At 38.7% G+C, this 16238-nt stretch carries 18 protein-coding genes and 1 pseudogene; 9 read left to right on the forward strand and 10 right to left on the reverse strand.

What is annotated here, in order from left to right; translation table 11 throughout:
- Positions 1 to 5: 5 nt before the first annotated feature.
- The 4 genes from Sdiek1_RS09275 to purH all read right to left on the reverse strand — a co-directional run bounded on the left by Sdiek1_RS09275 (position 6) and on the right by purH (position 3601).
- Positions 6 to 302, reverse strand: coding sequence for a metal-sulfur cluster assembly factor (locus Sdiek1_RS09275; RefSeq protein WP_087439871.1), 297 nt, complete (start codon positions 300 to 302; stop codon positions 6 to 8).
- Positions 302 to 1570, reverse strand: coding sequence for a hypothetical protein (locus Sdiek1_RS09280; protein ID WP_087438860.1), 1269 nt, complete (start codon positions 1568 to 1570; stop codon positions 302 to 304). Before Sdiek1_RS09280 ends, Sdiek1_RS09275 begins: the two co-directional genes overlap by 1 nt.
- A gap of 1 nt (position 1571) precedes the next feature.
- Positions 1572 to 1928 carry a hypothetical protein gene (locus Sdiek1_RS09285; protein WP_238098915.1) on the reverse strand — a complete coding sequence of 119 codons (357 nt, stop codon included), beginning with the start codon at positions 1926 to 1928 and terminating at the stop codon, positions 1572 to 1574.
- Positions 1929 to 2068: 140 nt separating this feature from the next.
- Positions 2069 to 3601, reverse strand: a complete 1533-nt coding sequence (gene purH / locus Sdiek1_RS09290; RefSeq protein WP_087438861.1) for a bifunctional phosphoribosylaminoimidazolecarboxamide formyltransferase/IMP cyclohydrolase — start codon at positions 3599 to 3601, stop codon at positions 2069 to 2071.
- 103 nt (positions 3602 to 3704) lie between these two features.
- On the opposite strand from purH, the gene Sdiek1_RS09295 reads away from it, so the two are divergent.
- On the forward strand, positions 3705 to 4142 hold the full coding sequence (locus Sdiek1_RS09295) for a disulfide oxidoreductase (RefSeq protein ID WP_087438862.1): 438 nt from the start codon (positions 3705 to 3707) through the stop codon (positions 4140 to 4142).
- Between the two features lie 130 nt (positions 4143 to 4272).
- Positions 4273 to 4899, forward strand: coding sequence for a DsbA family protein (locus tag Sdiek1_RS09300; protein ID WP_087438863.1), 627 nt, complete (start codon positions 4273 to 4275; stop codon positions 4897 to 4899).
- An 11-nt stretch (positions 4900 to 4910) separates the two neighbouring features.
- Here the strand turns inward: Sdiek1_RS09300 and Sdiek1_RS09305 are convergent, their stop codons facing one another.
- Together Sdiek1_RS09305 and Sdiek1_RS09310 are read right to left on the reverse strand one after the other, a co-directional pair.
- The gene (locus tag Sdiek1_RS09305; protein ID WP_087438864.1) at positions 4911 to 5393 is read right to left on the reverse strand and encodes an acyl-CoA thioesterase; all 483 of its coding nucleotides are present in this window, start codon (positions 5391 to 5393) and stop codon (positions 4911 to 4913) included.
- Complete coding sequence (locus Sdiek1_RS09310; protein WP_087438865.1) at positions 5394 to 6146, reverse strand: DnaJ domain-containing protein; 753 nt, start codon at positions 6144 to 6146, stop codon at positions 5394 to 5396. It abuts the gene before it with no gap.
- Positions 6147 to 6223: 77 nt separating this feature from the next.
- Here Sdiek1_RS09310 and Sdiek1_RS09315 point away from each other — a divergent pair, with 77 nt between their 5' ends.
- Genes Sdiek1_RS09315 through Sdiek1_RS09330 form a run of 4 tightly spaced genes read left to right on the forward strand, consistent with a single transcriptional unit; the run spans position 6224 to position 9660 of the window.
- A complete protein-coding gene (locus tag Sdiek1_RS09315; RefSeq protein WP_087438866.1) occupies positions 6224 to 7357 on the forward strand; it encodes a MalY/PatB family protein in 1134 nt (377 codons plus the stop codon).
- On the forward strand, positions 7354 to 8235 hold the full coding sequence (locus Sdiek1_RS09320; RefSeq protein ID WP_087438867.1) for a metallophosphoesterase family protein: 882 nt from the start codon (positions 7354 to 7356) through the stop codon (positions 8233 to 8235). The genes Sdiek1_RS09315 and Sdiek1_RS09320 overlap by 4 nt, the downstream gene beginning before the upstream one ends.
- A 45-nt stretch (positions 8236 to 8280) precedes the next feature.
- Positions 8281 to 8877 (forward strand): NlpC/P60 family protein, encoded by a 597-nt coding sequence (locus Sdiek1_RS09325; protein ID WP_238098917.1) that lies wholly within the window; start codon positions 8281 to 8283, stop codon positions 8875 to 8877.
- A gap of 18 nt (positions 8878 to 8895) precedes the next feature.
- Complete coding sequence (locus Sdiek1_RS09330; protein WP_087438868.1) at positions 8896 to 9660, forward strand: hypothetical protein; 765 nt, start codon at positions 8896 to 8898, stop codon at positions 9658 to 9660.
- 66 nt (positions 9661 to 9726) lie between these two features.
- On the opposite strand, the gene Sdiek1_RS09335 is transcribed toward Sdiek1_RS09330, so the two are convergent.
- On the reverse strand, positions 9727 to 10293 hold the full coding sequence (locus Sdiek1_RS09335) for an LOG family protein (RefSeq protein ID WP_087438869.1): 567 nt from the start codon (positions 10291 to 10293) through the stop codon (positions 9727 to 9729).
- A gap of 81 nt (positions 10294 to 10374) precedes the next feature.
- On the opposite strand from Sdiek1_RS09335, the gene Sdiek1_RS09340 reads away from it, so the two are divergent.
- The gene (locus tag Sdiek1_RS09340) at positions 10375 to 10686 is read left to right on the forward strand and encodes a MazG nucleotide pyrophosphohydrolase domain-containing protein (RefSeq protein WP_087439873.1); all 312 of its coding nucleotides are present in this window, start codon (positions 10375 to 10377) and stop codon (positions 10684 to 10686) included.
- A 45-nt stretch (positions 10687 to 10731) separates the two neighbouring features.
- Here Sdiek1_RS09340 and purL read toward each other — a convergent pair.
- From purL to Sdiek1_RS15255, 3 genes and pseudogenes are all read right to left on the reverse strand, one after another.
- A pseudogene (gene purL, locus Sdiek1_RS09345) lies at positions 10732 to 12934 on the reverse strand (phosphoribosylformylglycinamidine synthase subunit PurL).
- 61 nt (positions 12935 to 12995) lie between these two features.
- Positions 12996 to 14129, reverse strand: coding sequence for a putative bifunctional diguanylate cyclase/phosphodiesterase (locus Sdiek1_RS15250; protein ID WP_238098919.1), 1134 nt, complete (start codon positions 14127 to 14129; stop codon positions 12996 to 12998).
- Positions 14130 to 14142: 13 nt separating this feature from the next.
- Positions 14143 to 14886 (reverse strand): PAS domain-containing protein, encoded by a 744-nt coding sequence (locus tag Sdiek1_RS15255; RefSeq protein WP_238098921.1) that lies wholly within the window; start codon positions 14884 to 14886, stop codon positions 14143 to 14145.
- A gap of 127 nt (positions 14887 to 15013) precedes the next feature.
- On the opposite strand from Sdiek1_RS15255, the gene tatB reads away from it, so the two are divergent.
- Both tatB and tatC read left to right on the forward strand, forming a co-directional pair.
- A complete protein-coding gene (gene tatB / locus Sdiek1_RS09355) occupies positions 15014 to 15442 on the forward strand; it encodes a Sec-independent protein translocase protein TatB (protein WP_087438870.1) in 429 nt (142 codons plus the stop codon).
- Positions 15442 to 16203 (forward strand): twin-arginine translocase subunit TatC, encoded by a 762-nt coding sequence (tatC, locus tag Sdiek1_RS09360; RefSeq protein ID WP_087438871.1) that lies wholly within the window; start codon positions 15442 to 15444, stop codon positions 16201 to 16203. The genes tatB and tatC overlap by 1 nt, the downstream gene beginning before the upstream one ends.
- The last annotated feature ends 35 nt before the right edge of the window (positions 16204 to 16238 follow it).

Consider the following 16238-nt stretch of genomic DNA (forward strand, 5'->3'; position numbering starts at 1 on the left):
ACAATTTAGCCACACAGTTCCTTTTTGACACGTTCACTCGCCATTGTAATATTCCAAGCAGGTTCCCATACGATTTCAATCATACAATCTTGTACCCCATCGACTTTTAAGACCGCATCTTTTGTCCATTGTTGAATCAGTTCATGCAAAGGGCATCCTTTCGTAGAGAGCGTCATGGTAATGTTCACTTTAGCATCTTTAATTTTGACACCATAAATAAGTCCTAACGAAACGATATCAAAGCCAACTTCTGGGTCAATTACGGTTGAAATAGCATTGTAAATATCTTCTTCTGTAATAATCAATCATTCTCCTTAATTTTATAATTAAACACATACACTGTATTAAAAGCTACCAATATCAAAGATATAAGGAGCAACACACTCCCTATGAAAAAAAGTTTTTCAAACTGCATTAAAACACCACTACTAAGAACAACAACGGAAACAAACAGTATCCATGTTTGTGTATCGGCTACTTTCGTGTGAATCATCTGGTGTAAAAGTGGTACTTTTTGTTTGCCCACCAATGGTGCAAATCTCTCATACCAGACCAAAAAAGGCAAAATTTTATAGATATGCCCAACAATAAATGAGAGCAAAAAACCAAAAAAGAAAAGTACCCCAGCTAATATACCTATTGTACTATTCGCTAAAATCATATAGAACATAGAACTTATCACTGCTGCAAATAAACAGACCAGTCCAAAAACAACATTTTTAACCCAATAATCATTTTGCTTGCGTGCTCTTTGATGAAAAATAATTCCTATTTGCACCATGAAACACAAAATTCCCAATACTATCAACACCATAGCAATCGCTTGAATAAAAAAAGGAAGTTTAACAATCAAGGCAATCATACATAGCGCTATTCCAAAACTGTGTAAATACAATGTTGCATTGATCCACTTCTCTTCATAATCATGAGAAAGGGAAAACATCGGTATCAATACCATTGAAACACCCATAACAATCATCATCACAAAGCCGCCAAGAGTACCCAACATATGTGCTTTTACCCATGCGTCAATATCAATTGCTAAAAGACCATGTCCTAAGCTAAGGCCTATCAATAAACCTAAGGTTATGGAAATAAACAAAAATATCGTACCTATAAGCAAAAACTTACTTACGAGTGTGATCTTTTTTAAACGATTAAATGTTAAAAAAACATTGAAGCAGAAAATGAGCATCGAAAGATAAGTGATAACTGCACCATAGGGAATCAGCAAATGAAGTTCCCCAAAAGTAAACCCACTCACCATCAGTAAGAATCCAACAACGTACATATAAAATTGCACATAAGCAAAATCTTTAGAAAAGATAGGTACTTCAAGCACAACAGGGAGAAGCTGATACATGGCCCCAAAAATAACCATCATCACAAAACCCAATAAGTATAAGTGAGAAAAAGCGGCTAAGGAGGAAGAGATAATGTAGCCTGAGATGTCAACACTCATAAACAGTAGTGCAATACTACTTAAAAACAAAAAAATAATTCCTGCAATAAAGAAATGCGCAACCAATACAAAAGGTGGTGCCATCTCTGTGGCTAAAGAGACTTTCATATTAACCGTTGCACTGTTTTTGACTTAAATCAACTTTATCACTCATTCCCTCTTTATAGGAAAAAACAAGTTGAAGTTTTCCACCCTCAATTTCAGTGACATCAATGTCATAAAAAGGTTGTACTTTAGCAAGTAAACCAATAGGGGAACGATGGTTAATCATCACTATTTTTTTATATGCGTTATCTAAAAGTTCAAGCGCAATCATCGCATTGATCATTGGCTCTGGTGGCGTGCATAAAGAGGTATCAAAGCTAATGTATTCTATGCCTTCTCGTACATACGTGAAAAACGGAACCGTTGCATTGTCTACATGTAAAAGTTTTGCTTCATGGGGATAATTGTCTGGAGTCATCATCATTTCATCCTTGTTTTTGATGAAACTATAATGCAAAGTAAAGTTAATTTCCTTAATCTACATCAAGAAAAAGAGAGTTATTGTCTTAATTAGCAAGATTGATAATAAGAGAGCCCTAAAAAAGGCTCTCATTGTATATTTTAGTGTAAGAAGTGTCTAACGCCTGTGAAGTAAAGTGCCATACCATGCTCATTGGCAGCTGCGATAACATCGTCATCACGAATACTGCCACCTGGTTCAATGATCGCTTTAACACCCGCTGCAGCGGCTGCATCAATGCTATCACGGAAGGGGAAAAATGCTTCACTTGCAAGTGCTGCACCACTCACATCAATACCCATATCTTCCGCTTTGCGAAGTGCTGCTTTGGCAGCATCCACACGACTGGTCATACCCATACCAATCGCTACCATGGCGCTCTCTTTGACATACACCACACAGTTTGATTTGGTCAAACTTGCGACTTTATAGGCAATTTCAAGATCGCTCAGCTCTTGTTTAGAAGCGGTTCTGCTTGTCAAACATTTGGCATTTTTGATCTCATCATCGTTGACCATGTCGCTCTCTTGGAAGACAAAACCGCCATCAACGTGTTTAAAGTCGTACGCATCTTCACTGAGCACTAAATATTTACTCTCTTGGGTAAAGATTTTGATGCGTTTTTTCGCATCAAACACATGCAACGCATCTTCATCGACATTCGCCGCAATGATGACTTCCACAAAAATTTCATTGATTTTCTCAGCCAAGGCTTTATTCAAGGTTCCATTAATCGCCACAACACCACCGTACGCAGAGACAGGATCACATTTCAGCGCTTTAACGTAACTGTCTAGCAAATCGCCACCGATGGCAAAACCACAGGGATTGGCATGTTTGATGATACATACCGCTGGAGCGTCACCAAAGGATGCAGCAATTTTAACCGCACCGTTAATGTCCGTCATATTGTTAAAGCTAGCTTCGCCTTTGAGCGTTTTAAAATTGTTCGTAAAGAAGTAGTCAAACTCGTACAAAGAGCCTTTTTGATGTGGATTCTCGCCATAACGAGTATCAAATGCTTTGGTGCCTACGATAAACTGTTTCTCACCAAAACCGTTGTTAAAGCGTTTGTTCATGTAATTGGCAATCATGCTATCATAAGCACCCGTGTGCTCGAACGCCTTAATCATTAAATCTCTTCTAAATTCTAAAGTATTTTTACCAGACTTAAGCGCTTCAATCACGTTATCATAATCTAGAACATCGGTAACAATCAGAACATCATTAAAGTTTTTGGCGGCACTTCTTACCATCGCAGGGCCACCGATGTCGATATTTTCGATAATTTCATCAAAATCATCGGTCTTAGCAATCGTCTCTTTAAACGGATAGAGATTGACACACACAAGATCAATTCCTTCGATGCCATGCTCTTTCGCAACTTTTACATGTAAAGGTAAATCCCTTCGGTGAAGGATGCCTCCATGAATCATTGGATTGAGTGTTTTCACACGTCCATCAAACATCTCAGGGAACTTGGTGACTTCGCTGATTTCCAGAGCTTTAATACCCTCTTCTTTTAAAAGTTTATAGGTGCCACCCGTTGAAATGATCTCAAATCCCAACGCCACCAAATCCTTAGCAAACTCCGCAATCCCCGTTTTATCGCTGACACTAATTAACGCTCTCACACTCGTCCTTTTTATCGTATTAATAATTTATTGATGATTTTATTTTACAATACGTTCCTTTTAGGACGTATTAAATACAATTGGCAAAATATTGGGAGTTTTAATGAATCAAACACAAAAGTCGTCAAACACACTTTTTACACTGCTGTTTTTTGCATGGATCGTTTCGATGGTCTCAATGCTAGGAAGTCTCTTTTTCAGTGAGATTATGATGTTTCCTCCCTGCGTCATGTGTTGGTATCAACGCATTTGCATGTATCCATTAACCGTTATTTTCCTCGTCGCACTTTTTAGCAACGATCAAAATGTTTTCAAATATGCCATGCCGCTTGTGATTCTAGGGCTTTTTTTTGCGATTTATCACAATTTGCTCTACTATGGCATCGTACCCGAAACTCTAGCTCCGTGTTCCCAAGGGGTTTCATGCACGAGTGACTACATCAACTGGTTTGGATTTATCACGATTCAACTCCTCTCATTGGTAGGATTTGCGCTTATTTTTATTACTTTAATTTTCATTAGACGTCTTGCAAAATTGTAAGACGTCTTCTGCCTCAGTAGAGGCAAGCTTTAGTGCCACAGCGGCGTAGCGTAGATTTTTGGGCTTTGCCTAAAAACCGTCATAAAAAGAGTTCTGTAAGAACTCTATCAAATAAAAAGGCTTCATAACCATGAAAAAACAGACTCTTATTATCGCTTCTCTCTTTGTGCTTGTACTTCTTTTTGTGGGAGGAAGTTATCTGTATAAAAACGCTAACCACAGTGTCTCCGCAGAAAAGAGTGCTGCGCTTGTGCGTCCATACGCTTATGTTCTTGGTAATCCCAATGCCAAAACAACCATTGTTGAATTTTTTGACCCTGCGTGCGGCACATGTAAAAGCTTTTATCCGTTTGTCAAAAACATTCTCAAACAAAACCCTGACACACTCAAACTGGTATTGCGCTATGCTCCGTTTCATACCGATTCTTATTATATAGTTGCGATGATTGAAGCGGCACGCTTGCAAGGTAAGTACATCGAAGCACTCGAAGTCATTTATAAATACCAAGATAAATGGGCAAGCCATGGTACACCAAACATTGGTCTTATTTGGGGATTTTTACCTGAAGCTGGGATTGATATTGATCAGTTAAAAGAGGATTTGAAAAAACCTGAGATCGATGCACTGATTAAACAAGATATTTCCGACACTAAAACCCTTGGCGTCAATGCGACCCCAGAGTTTTTTGTCAATGGCAAACCACTCATTAAATTTGGGAAACAAGAGTTAGAAGATCTTATAAAATCAGAACTCTAAAACACACACCCCTAATTTTGGGGTGAAATCTCATTGTAACCGTGAAGTCTGATGTCACGGCGACGCTTTCCATCGTGAAAACGTCTCTTTTCAACATCTGTTTCTGGGACTAAGGGAGGCACAGGCGTAGGTCTCCCCTTTTCATCGACAGCTACCATCGTGAAAAAACAGCTATTCGTATGGGTTGCGATCCCTTTTTGAATATTCTCCGCAATCACTTTAATGCCGACTTCCATTGATGTTTTACCCGTAAAATTGACACTGGCTAAAAAGGTTACCAACGTTCCAACAGGAATGGCTTGTTTAAAAATAACTTGATCAACCGACATCGTTACAACGTAGCCACCACAATAGCGTGATGCACACGCATAAGCGACTTGATCTAGCAGTTTTAAGAGATCACCTCCATGTACATTACCAGAGAAATTGGCTTTATCGGGTGTCATTAAAACGGACATACTGAGGGTGTGTTTTTCAAATGGGGTCGATAGCATCTAACTTTTTTCCTTTTTAATCATCTCATACGCTTCATTAATTTCTTGTAGTTTTGTCGTTGCAGCATCGATAATGCTTTGATCTTTTCCTTGCCCCATTAATATATCGGGGTGATGTTCTTTGACTAAAGCGCGATATTTTTTCTTGATACTCTCCATATCTTCGCTCTCATCTGCACCTAAAATAGTATATGCTTTTTTTATTCCAAACTGTGTTTGTGCTGTTTTATTTGCATAAAATTGTTCAAAAGAGGCAATCAGTTTTTCAAAATCAGCATGCCTAATTTCTAACGCATTGGCAATATCTTCGGTGATCATAAATTCCGCTTGAGAAAACTCATTGTCAATAAAGGCGAGATTGAGCAGATATTCCATGACTTTGAGACGTTTTACGTAGTTATTTTGAGTCAGTTTAAGGTATTTTTGTGAGACAATCAGGGTATTATCAAAACTTTGCATCTCTTTTTGATAAATCACTTTTAGCGCTTCACGGACATTTTCACTGTTTTCAAACACACGAGCAATATCATTAAATGTCAAACTCAAAAGTTCTGCTTCAAGCTCGTTGACTCTGCCATCTGCTTTGGCTACTTTTGCCATCAATGCGACTAAAAGTCCCGCTTCATGCTCCGCCAAATCTCCTTTAAGCGTCTGCTTCACATCGACATTAATATGCTGGTATGCCTCTGTTTGATAATTCTTTGTCAAGAGATAAAAGACAACAATTACAATTACAATAATGACATAGGTCATTTTTTTCACCTTTACATGTAAAACTTGGTTTATAAAAATATGTTACAATCATTACACTAAAAAAAAGGACAATTTTGATGGGTAGTTTTGATGAGATTGTAGATAGAACAAAGACACCTAGCGAAAAATGGGACAAGTACAAAGGGACTGATGTCATCCCCGCATGGGTTGCCGATATGGATTTCAAATCACCTCCATGTGTGATAGATGCCCTTCAAAAAAGAGTGCATGAGGGTGTTTTTGGTTATACCGCCATCGATGATGAAACCTATGATGCGATTATTGCATTTCTCAAACGTCACTATAACTGGGAAATTAAAAAAGAGTGGTTGCTCTTTACTCATGGTGTTGTGAGTAGTATGAATATTACGTGTCTGAGCGTGGATGGCAAAAGTGTGATGACAACTACTCCGATTTATCCGCATTTTATTAAAGCACCCAAATACGCGAATAAAGAAGTTTTAGCCATTGCGATGAAAGAGGAAAACAACCGTTGGGTTCTGGATTATGAGGCGATGGAGAGAGCGATTACGCCTACATGTAAACTCTTTATGCTGTGCAATCCCTACAATCCAGCAGGAACAGTGTTTACATGTAAAGAACTTGAAAGGCTAGGAGAATTTTGTTTAAAACATGATCTTACCATCTGCTCCGATGAAATTCATGCGGATCTTTTATTAAATCCCATGGCAAAACATATTCCTATCGCTTCACTGAACGACACATTGGCGCAAAGAAGCATTACCCTCATGGCGCCAAGTAAAACTTTTAACATTGCAGGGCTTCAAGCCTCTTTTGCCATTATCCCCAATGCTGAGCTTCGCAAAAACTTTAAAAAGACAATGGGCAGTATGGTCGGAGGTATCAACCTTTTGGGCATTACCGCACTTAAAGCGGCTTACCTTGAAGGTGATGCGTGGCTTAGTGAACTTCGTGTCTATTTGGCAGAAAATCTTAAAATGGTACAAGACTTTGTCAGCAAAAATCCAAAACTCAAACTTTTAGATCAAGAAGCGACATTTCTTGCGTGGATCGATGCATCTGCTTTACATGTAAAGAGTCCTTACGCGTTTTTCTTAGACCATGGTGTTGGGCTGAGCGATGGGGAACCCTTTGGTGATAAAAATTGTGTACGACTCAATTTTGGAACCCAAAAAAGTGTTTTAAAAGAGATATTAAACCGTATGCAAAAGGCAATGGATAGCCTATGATAAAACTCTTTCTTTCGCTGGCTTTTGCGCTTTGTCTTTATGCGGCACCGCTCAGTCATATTGTGGTCTTAGGTGATCCACATCTGCCTGGTAAAAATGTACCCATGAAAGAGCATGTCATAGAGCAGATTAACCAGTGGAATGATGTCGATATGGTCGTGGCAGTGGGAGACATCTGCTCCAAAACCGGAACACAAGAGGAATATGACTTTGCTAAAAAGTACTTTTCAAACCTAACGAAACCTCTGCATGTTATTACAGGCAATCACGATTTTGTTTATGCAGATGCGCTCGATAGCAATGGAAAATTCCAACATGCGACTCGTGAAATTCAAGACGAAAAACTGAAGCGTTTTCAGAGCACTTTTGGGCTTTCAAAGCTCTACTATAGCATTGAAAAACCACCGTATTTACTCATTTTCCTTTCTGCCGATGATCCAAAATATTTAACAAAACTCTCAGACGAACAGCTCAGTTGGTTTGAAAATGAGCTCAAAAACCATCCTAAAACACCCACTATCGTCTTTTTTCATGCACCATTGGATCATACATTGGAAAATTATAACCATTGGGCGAATACTCCCAATTTTATCGCTCAGCCTAAGGATAAAATTCAAACTTTGCTTCATGATAATCCACAACTTTTCTTATGGGTTAGTGGACATACGCACACATCAGCAAAAGAGCCTAGTTTTGCTTCGACAATCAACCAAGTCGAACATGTCACGAACATCCACAATGCAGATATGAATAAAGAGGTTATCTGGACAAACTCTTTGTTTTTATATGACAATCATGTTACCATTAAGACGTACGACCATATGGAAGAAAAATGGTTAGATACCTTAGAACGTACAGTTTTTGTACCAAAAATTTAGGTAAAAATAGCTAATATGCCTGCCGCACTTTTTATGAGGATTTGAATGAAACAGTACCTATTTGCACTTTGTTCCTGCTTGTTTTTACTAAGTGGTTGTGCCCAAAAAGAGTTTACACAGAATGCTCCTGAACTTCCACAAGCTAAAGATGATGCACCCAAACGTCAAGAGATCGTTACAAATGCTCTTAAACATCAAGGGAAAAAAGATGGCTTAGATTGTTCTGGGTTTGTAAGCTTGGTCAACAAAGAGAGTACCGAGCCTTTTTTCACACCAGCAGAGCTCAATGGCTATTTTGAAGACACAAGACGCTCATTAGCTATTTACAATCTTCTTGAAACTCAAAAACGTACTTACCAAGACAAACCTAGGGTTGGTGATCTTATCTTCTTTGCCAACACTGTTAAAAAATATTCTAAATCCAAAAGTGATGATAACATCACACACATTGGGATTGTCACACAAATTGATCCCGATGAAACTGTCTATTTTATACACCACACCAAAGGAAAAAATTTGATTAGCCAAATGAATCTTAACTATCCAACCGTTGCGATGTACAACAATAAAGTTGTCAACTCTTATATGGAAAAATGCTCTAAAGATGAAAACCATAAAATGCTTAGCACCTGCATATTTTAGCGCGTATGGGAGAATCAAATGAAAAAATGGCTTACATTGAGCATGGCTGCTCTTTTTGTCATAGGCTGCGCACCAAAAGCAACTGTGGAAACACCTACAGTACCAATAGCAGAGAACACTCAACCTGAGAAGAAAATGTATCTTGGGGAACAACCATCTAACGAGTTTTATCTACAACAAGAACATGAGAGTTACGACTTACGTCCTGTTCAAGAGCTCTCTTTACGTGAATCTATCGTTCAAAATGCATTGATGTATTTAGGGAAACGCGATGGTGGCGACTGTTCAGGCTTTGTGAGTCTCATTAACTATAAAACTGGAGCTCCTTTTTATAAGGAAAAAGAGTTAAGCCAGAGTTTTGATAATGCTCGAAAATCGCGTGCCATGTTCAATCTTATGTCGCAAAAAGGGAATGCATATGAAACAAGACTTCCCCATCTTGGCGACCTTGTCTTTTTTGAAAATACTGAGCACAAAGCAGCTGTAAAAACCAAAGGTAAAGGTAAAAATAAAGTTGCTGTCAAAAAACCTTCTGTTCAAGTGGCTGAAAATATCACGCATGTGGGAATTGTCACAAAAGTTGAATCTGATGGTACGGTTGAGTTTATTCACCATTCAAATGGCAAAAATATCTTGGATTATATGAATTTTAATTATCCGATGCTCACCAACAAAGATGGCAAAGTCATTAACACCTACATGAAACGCTGCCCATCCAAAGGTGGTGCCGCACAACCTCAATGTATGAATATTGCCTTTTTTGTGGCATACGGAACGTTTTAACTTTTACATGTAACACAAGCCAAGCTTGTGTTACTCAAACATAAATTTTCTATTTTTTAATGCCCATTAATGATATGTTTTAATAGCAGGTGGTGTATACGCATTCATTTGATTCAATAAGCTCTCATAGTTGTCATCAACATAAAATACATTGCGTGCGCGTTCTTGTAAAAATTTTTCTTCAACCATATGATCAAAGAGTTCAATGAGGCTGTTGTAATAACCATTGATATTGAGGATCCCACAAGGCTTTTGCAACAAACCTATTTGATTCCATGTAAAAACTTCAAAAAATTCTTCAAGCGTTCCAGGACCTCCTGGCAGAGCAATAAAACCATCCGCCAATGCCATCATTTTAGCTTTACGTTCATGCATCGTATCCACACAAATCAGTTCTGTCAAATCTTTATGTGCAATTTCTTTTTGTTCAAGAAATGATGGAATAACGCCAATAACAGAACCACCCTCAGCAAGAACTGCATCTGCTATAGTTCCCATAATACCAACACTCGCTCCGCCATAAATTAACGCAATATTATTTTTTGCTAAAAATTTGCCTAGTAAAATCGCTTGCTCTTTATAGATTTCACGTGCACCAAGACTTGAACCACAATAAACTGCAATGCTTTTCATTCATGCCCTTTTCATTATCAAATTTGAGCTAGAATAATATTCTTTTTCCAATTAAAAGAATTTATGATCATGGATGTAGCAATGGATTTAAATCAATTTCAAAAATTTGTGGAAGCTTATTATGCGAAAAAAGGGTGGTTGGATTTAAATATCTTTATTCGTATTGGTTTTTTATCGGAAGAAACAGGAGAAGTTGCTCGTGCTATTCGAGCCCTAGAGATTGGACGTGATAGAGCAGATGAAACTGTCAAAAGTTACGATGAAAATATACAAAACCTTACCGAAGAGTTAGGAGATGTGCTTGGAAATATTGTAGTCATTGCTAATAAATACAATATTGCACTTGAAGATATTTTTACGGCACATCAACAAAAGCTAGAAAATCGCATGTAAAAATTTAAGATGAAGAAAGAGGTGCTTTCACACCTCTTGGAGTTTTTAGATATCTTGCTCAATCACTTCAGCAAAACGGTTAAAGTAACGCTCACAAATCGCTTCGACCGATTTTGAAACATCGTTACATGTAAAGGTATTTCCACCCACGGTTCCAATTTTAACAGCGCTTAAACCAATCGTTTTCGCCATCGCTACAAAGCCAGCGTCATCGTTCACTTCAACAAGTGCGCGAGAAAAACTCTCTGCAAAAATGTCTCGTGCATCATTACATGTAAATTTACATATAACGCCTTTTTTACTCTTCGCAACCATCTTCGCCAACGCGATAGCGATACCGCCCACATTGACATCTTTTGCCGCGTTCAAATAACCTTTTTTGTTCGCTTCAATGACCAGTTCCCATAGTTTTAGCTCTTTGTCGTAATCAAGCTCAGCCAATGTTCCTTCAACTTTGCCATACAACTCTTTCATATACAAGCTAGCGCCAAAGTCACTTTTGGTATCGCCAAGAAGATAAATGGAAGCGCCCTCTTTTTGGAAGCTAGACGGAAGCGTTTTGTTCGCATTATCATTCAAACCTACCATCACAATCGCTGGCGTTGGGAAAACACCCACACCATTGGTTTCGTTGTACAAAGAGACGTTACCGCTGACAACGGGTGTGTTTAGCTTTGCACACGCCTCTTTAATGCCGTAACAGCCTTGTGCAAACTGCCACATGACTTCAGGGTTTTCTGGGTTTCCGTAGTTCAAACAATCGGTAATCGCTAAAGGACGTGCGCCACTCATCGCAACGTTTCTTCCACTCTCAGCCACTGCCGCAGCAGCGCCCATTTTTGGGTCGATGTAGTTATAACGTGGATTACAGTCGCTGCTCATGGAGAGGGCTTTGCCGTTTTCTTTGATGCGAATAACACTCGCATCAAGGCTTCCGGGAGCTTTAATCGTATTGGTTTGAACGGTTGAGTCGTATTGGTTGAAAATCCATGTTTTATCAGAAACTTCAACGGAGTTCAAAAGCGCATCGAACGCTTTTTGGTTCTCAACGTTTGCAAAGTCATGGATCGTTGTGTTTTTAATAGAAGCTAAATACGCTGGCTCTTTGGTTGGTCGATCGTAAATCGGCGCTTGCTCGCTCACCGGTTGGACTGGCATATTCGCCACTCTCTCGCCATGCCAGAAGAGCTCCATATTGCCCGTAGCGGTGACTTCACCGATGATTTCAGCGTTGAGATCCCATTTTCTAAAGATGTCAACGACTTTATCTTCATACCCTTTTTTCGCACAGATAAGCATACGCTCTTGCGATTCAGAGAGCATAAATTCAAACGGCTGCATCCCCTCTTCGCGCGCTGGAACTTTATCAAGGTGCATGATCATACCGCTACCGCTTCGCCCTGCCATCTCGAATGAGCTAGAAGTCAAGCCCGCCGCGCCCATATCTTGGATACCCACGATGTAGTCGGTTTTAAAGAGTTCTAAACATGCTTCCAAAAGAAGTTTCTCGGCAAACGGATCACCGACTTGTACGGTTGGACGTAGGCTTTTGTTCGCTTCGGTAAAGCTATCGCTCGCCATAACAGCCACCACCCAGACCATCACGCCCTGTTTTAGAGCCAACATACACAACAGGATTGCCAATGCCTTCAGCTCTGCCGTAGAAAATTTCATCACTTTTTGCAAGTCCAAGGGTAAACGCGTTCACCAAGATATTACCGTTGTAACTCTCATCAAAAAAGGTCTCACCACCAATGGTTGGAACACCCATGCAGTTACCGTATCCGCCGATGCCCGCAACGACACCACGGACAAGAAAACGTTGGTGACGTGAGATATCATCGTTGTTCGTTACATTACCAAAACGAAGCGAGTTCATGTTCGCCACTGGACGAGCACCCATCGTGAAAACGTCTCTTAAAATGCCGCCAACACCCGTTGCTGCACCTTGGTACGGTTCAATAAAACTTGGGTGATTGTGAGATTCCATTTTAAAGACGGCTGCCATGCCATCGCCGACGTCGATAACACCCGCATTTTCACCCGGACCTTGAATGACCCAAGGTGCTTTGGTAGGAAAGCCGTTAAGGTATTTTTTACTGGATTTGTAAGAGCAGTGTTCGCTCCACATGGATGAGAAGATGCCAATCTCCAAAAGATTTGGCTCACGTCCTAAAATGTTCAAAATATTTTCATATTCGTCTTTGGTTAACTTATGTTTTTTTAATACTGCGTCTAAATTTTCCATGGATTGTTGCCCTATGTGATGTAATTAAAATAGGCTTATTGTACAAAAAAGGAGCTAAAAGTTAGTTTTGATCTAAAAAGGCCACCAGCGCTTCAGCAGTCATAGGTTTTGCAAAAAGATAGCCTTGCATACTATCACACCCATTTTCAATAAGAAAGGCTTTTTGCGCTTCCGTTTCAACTCCTTCTGCCAATACTTCAAGTTCAAGTGTTTTACCCAAAGCAATAATCGCTTTAGCAATAGCTTGATCATCCGTGTCCTCTGGCAAATCTTTGATAAAGGAACGATCAATTTTAAGTTTGTGCAACGGTAATTGTTTAAGATAACTCAGAGACGAATACCCTGTACCAAAATCATCAATTGAAATTTTGTAGCCCAAATTTTCAAGTTTTTGTAACGTTGTAGCAAATTGTTTTGGATTACTCATAAAACAACTCTCTGTCACTTCCAACTCTATACATAGAGCACTGATATCAACATTTTCACGTATGGCTTCAATTTTCTCAACAAAATCGTCCTCTTCAATTTGTACACTGGAAATATTGATGGCAACAATGACACCATCAAACAGATTTTGTTGATACCATCTGTTCATCTGCTCTAACACTTTTTTAAAAATCAATAATCCAAGGGGAATGATCAGCCTTGTCTCTTCTGCCCTTGAAATAAAACTATCTGGCATCATCAAGCCATTAATAGGATGTTGCCATCTGACAAGTGCTTCGAGACCTGTAATGTGATTGGTATAAAGATTGACTTCAGGTTGAAAACAAATGATTAATTCGTCATTATCAATCGCAACTTTAAGGTCATTATCTAACTTAGAAACATTTAAAAGATGTTCTGTCATGGAAGCCGTATAAAAAGCATAACACTTTTTACTACTAATTTTTTTAGCTTCGTACATCGCTGTATCTGCATTTTTCAAGAGGGACTCAAAACTCTTACCATCTTGTGGACAACACGCTACTCCCATGCTTGTAGTCACTTTGAAATGTTCTATAGCAACATCAAGGGGAACAGCTAAACTACTTGCTAATTTTTCACACAATGCTTCTACATGAAAATGGCCATTCGTCAAAATAACAAATTCATCGCCACCTACACGAGAAATAAAATCAGTTTCAGATAAACACGACAAAAAGCGTTCAGCAACTAATTGAATAACTTTATCACCTAACGTGTGACCATACATATCATTAATCGTTTTAAAACGAATCCAAATCTAGAAATATAAAAGATAATGCAGGCTCATTCACTAAACGTTTTTCAAGTTCTTGTTTCAGATAAACACGATTTGGCAGTTTTGTCAAAGGATCATTTAGCGCTAAAAAAAGTACCTCTTGTTGTGCATTTTTACGATCACTAATGTCTCTATGCGTTCCAGCAAGTCTTAATGCAGCACCCATTTTATCGCGTTCTACGACAGCGCCTGAGCCTTCTATCCAAACCCAATGACCATTTTGATGACGCATACGGAACTCTATAACATAAGGCTTATTATTTCGAATTGTATTTTCAATAGCGTTGTGCGCAATCATTTGGTCATCAGGATGAATTCTCTTCGACCAATCCGTATCCATATCATCAATATCTTCTCGTTTTAAGCCTAAAAAAGAGAGCCATATATCATTGACAACATGGGTATGATGGACATAATCCCAATCCCAATACCCCAAATTGGCACCTTGAATAACATGCTCTAAACGTTGTTCATTTTCTTTAAGTTTTTTTTGCATGGATTCAATTTGAAGAATTTTTGTTTTAATCAAACTATAAAGCAACACTGATGTGATGAAAACAAAAAAGAAACCTTTATAAGTTGAGAGTGTTGCGAAGAGAGTGGTATTAGTGACAAAATACTCCACGGCATGATCTGAAAAATAGATCCACAGCACAGAAAAAAGAGCATAAATAATCACAATACGTAAAGGGTTCATGTTAAACAACATAGGTTCGCTCGCTCTTTCTGAAATTTCTCTTGATCTATTATACAATAGGATAATAGATATTTATGGTATTTTGATATAAATTCAGATAAAATCCAAGCTTCAAATTAACTGTGAGGCGGTACCTTTCATGTTCGGTATGGGTATAGGAGAAATCCTTGTTATTGTAATTATTGCGATTATATTTTTAGGTCCAGAAAAACTTCCAGAAGCAATGGTCAAAGGTGCAAAAATGTTTAAAACACTTAAAACCAGCATCAATGACGTCAAAAGCACCTTTGAACAAGAGATGAAAATTCAAGAGCTTAAAGATGAAGCAATCACCTACAAGAAAAAACTAGATGAAGCGACAGCAAGTGCACGCAAAGTCATCACATTTGATGAACTTGAAGAAATTAAAAAAACGACACAAGGTGTCAATGACTCTTTAAAAGAGCTTGAAAACAGTGTTAAAGAGAGTGCTTCACTTGACTCTCCTACCACGCCTATTGTCATACCACAACAACCTACGATCGTTGAAGAGATTCCTAAAGAGATGAAAAAAGAGGTAAATGCATAATGTTTGATGAGTTAAAACCCCATTTAGCTGAACTTCGTAAAAGACTTACTATCTCCTTACTTGTTATTTTCGTGATGTTTATTGTCTGTTTTGCCTTTTGGCAACCGATTCTCGCATGGATGATTGCTCCCCTGAAAGCCGTTTTACCAGAAGGAAGCAATGTGATCTTCACAGGTGTACAAGAGCCTTTCTTCACTGCAATGAAAGTTGCTTTTTTTGCAGGGTTTATTCTCTCATTGCCTGTCATTTTTTGGCAGTTTTGGCTTTTTGTCGCTCCTGGGCTTTATGATAATGAAAAAAAATTGGTGATTCCTTTTGTGCTTGCGGCAACGTTGATGTTTGCACTAGGCGCCTCTTTTTGTTACTACGTCGTAGTTCCTATAGCCTTTGGCTTTTTAATCGCTTTTGGTAGTGCCTTGTTTACAGCACTTCCTAGCATTGGCGAATATGTTGGTTTTTTTACAAAATTTCTAGTTGGATTTGGGCTCTCTTTTGAGATGCCTGTTGTCATTTTTTTCTTTGCTAAATTGGGGCTTGTCGATGATAAAGGACTCAAAGAGTTCTTCCGCTATGCCATTGTCATTATCTTTGTCGTTGCAGGTATTTTAACCCCTCCCGATATTCTGTCACAATTTTTAATGGCAGGACCTCTACTTATGCTTTATGGCATTTCTATTTTGGTTGCAAAAGCGGTGAATCCGTACATCCCACCAGAAGTTGATGAAACTGAAGATACTGAAGAAACAAAAAGCAAGGAATAGACCATAGACCCGCTTTTAAAATCGACCTACGACTA

It is taken from the genome of Sulfurospirillum diekertiae, from assembly GCF_002162315.1.
GTDB lineage: Bacteria > Campylobacterota > Campylobacteria > Campylobacterales > Sulfurospirillaceae > Sulfurospirillum.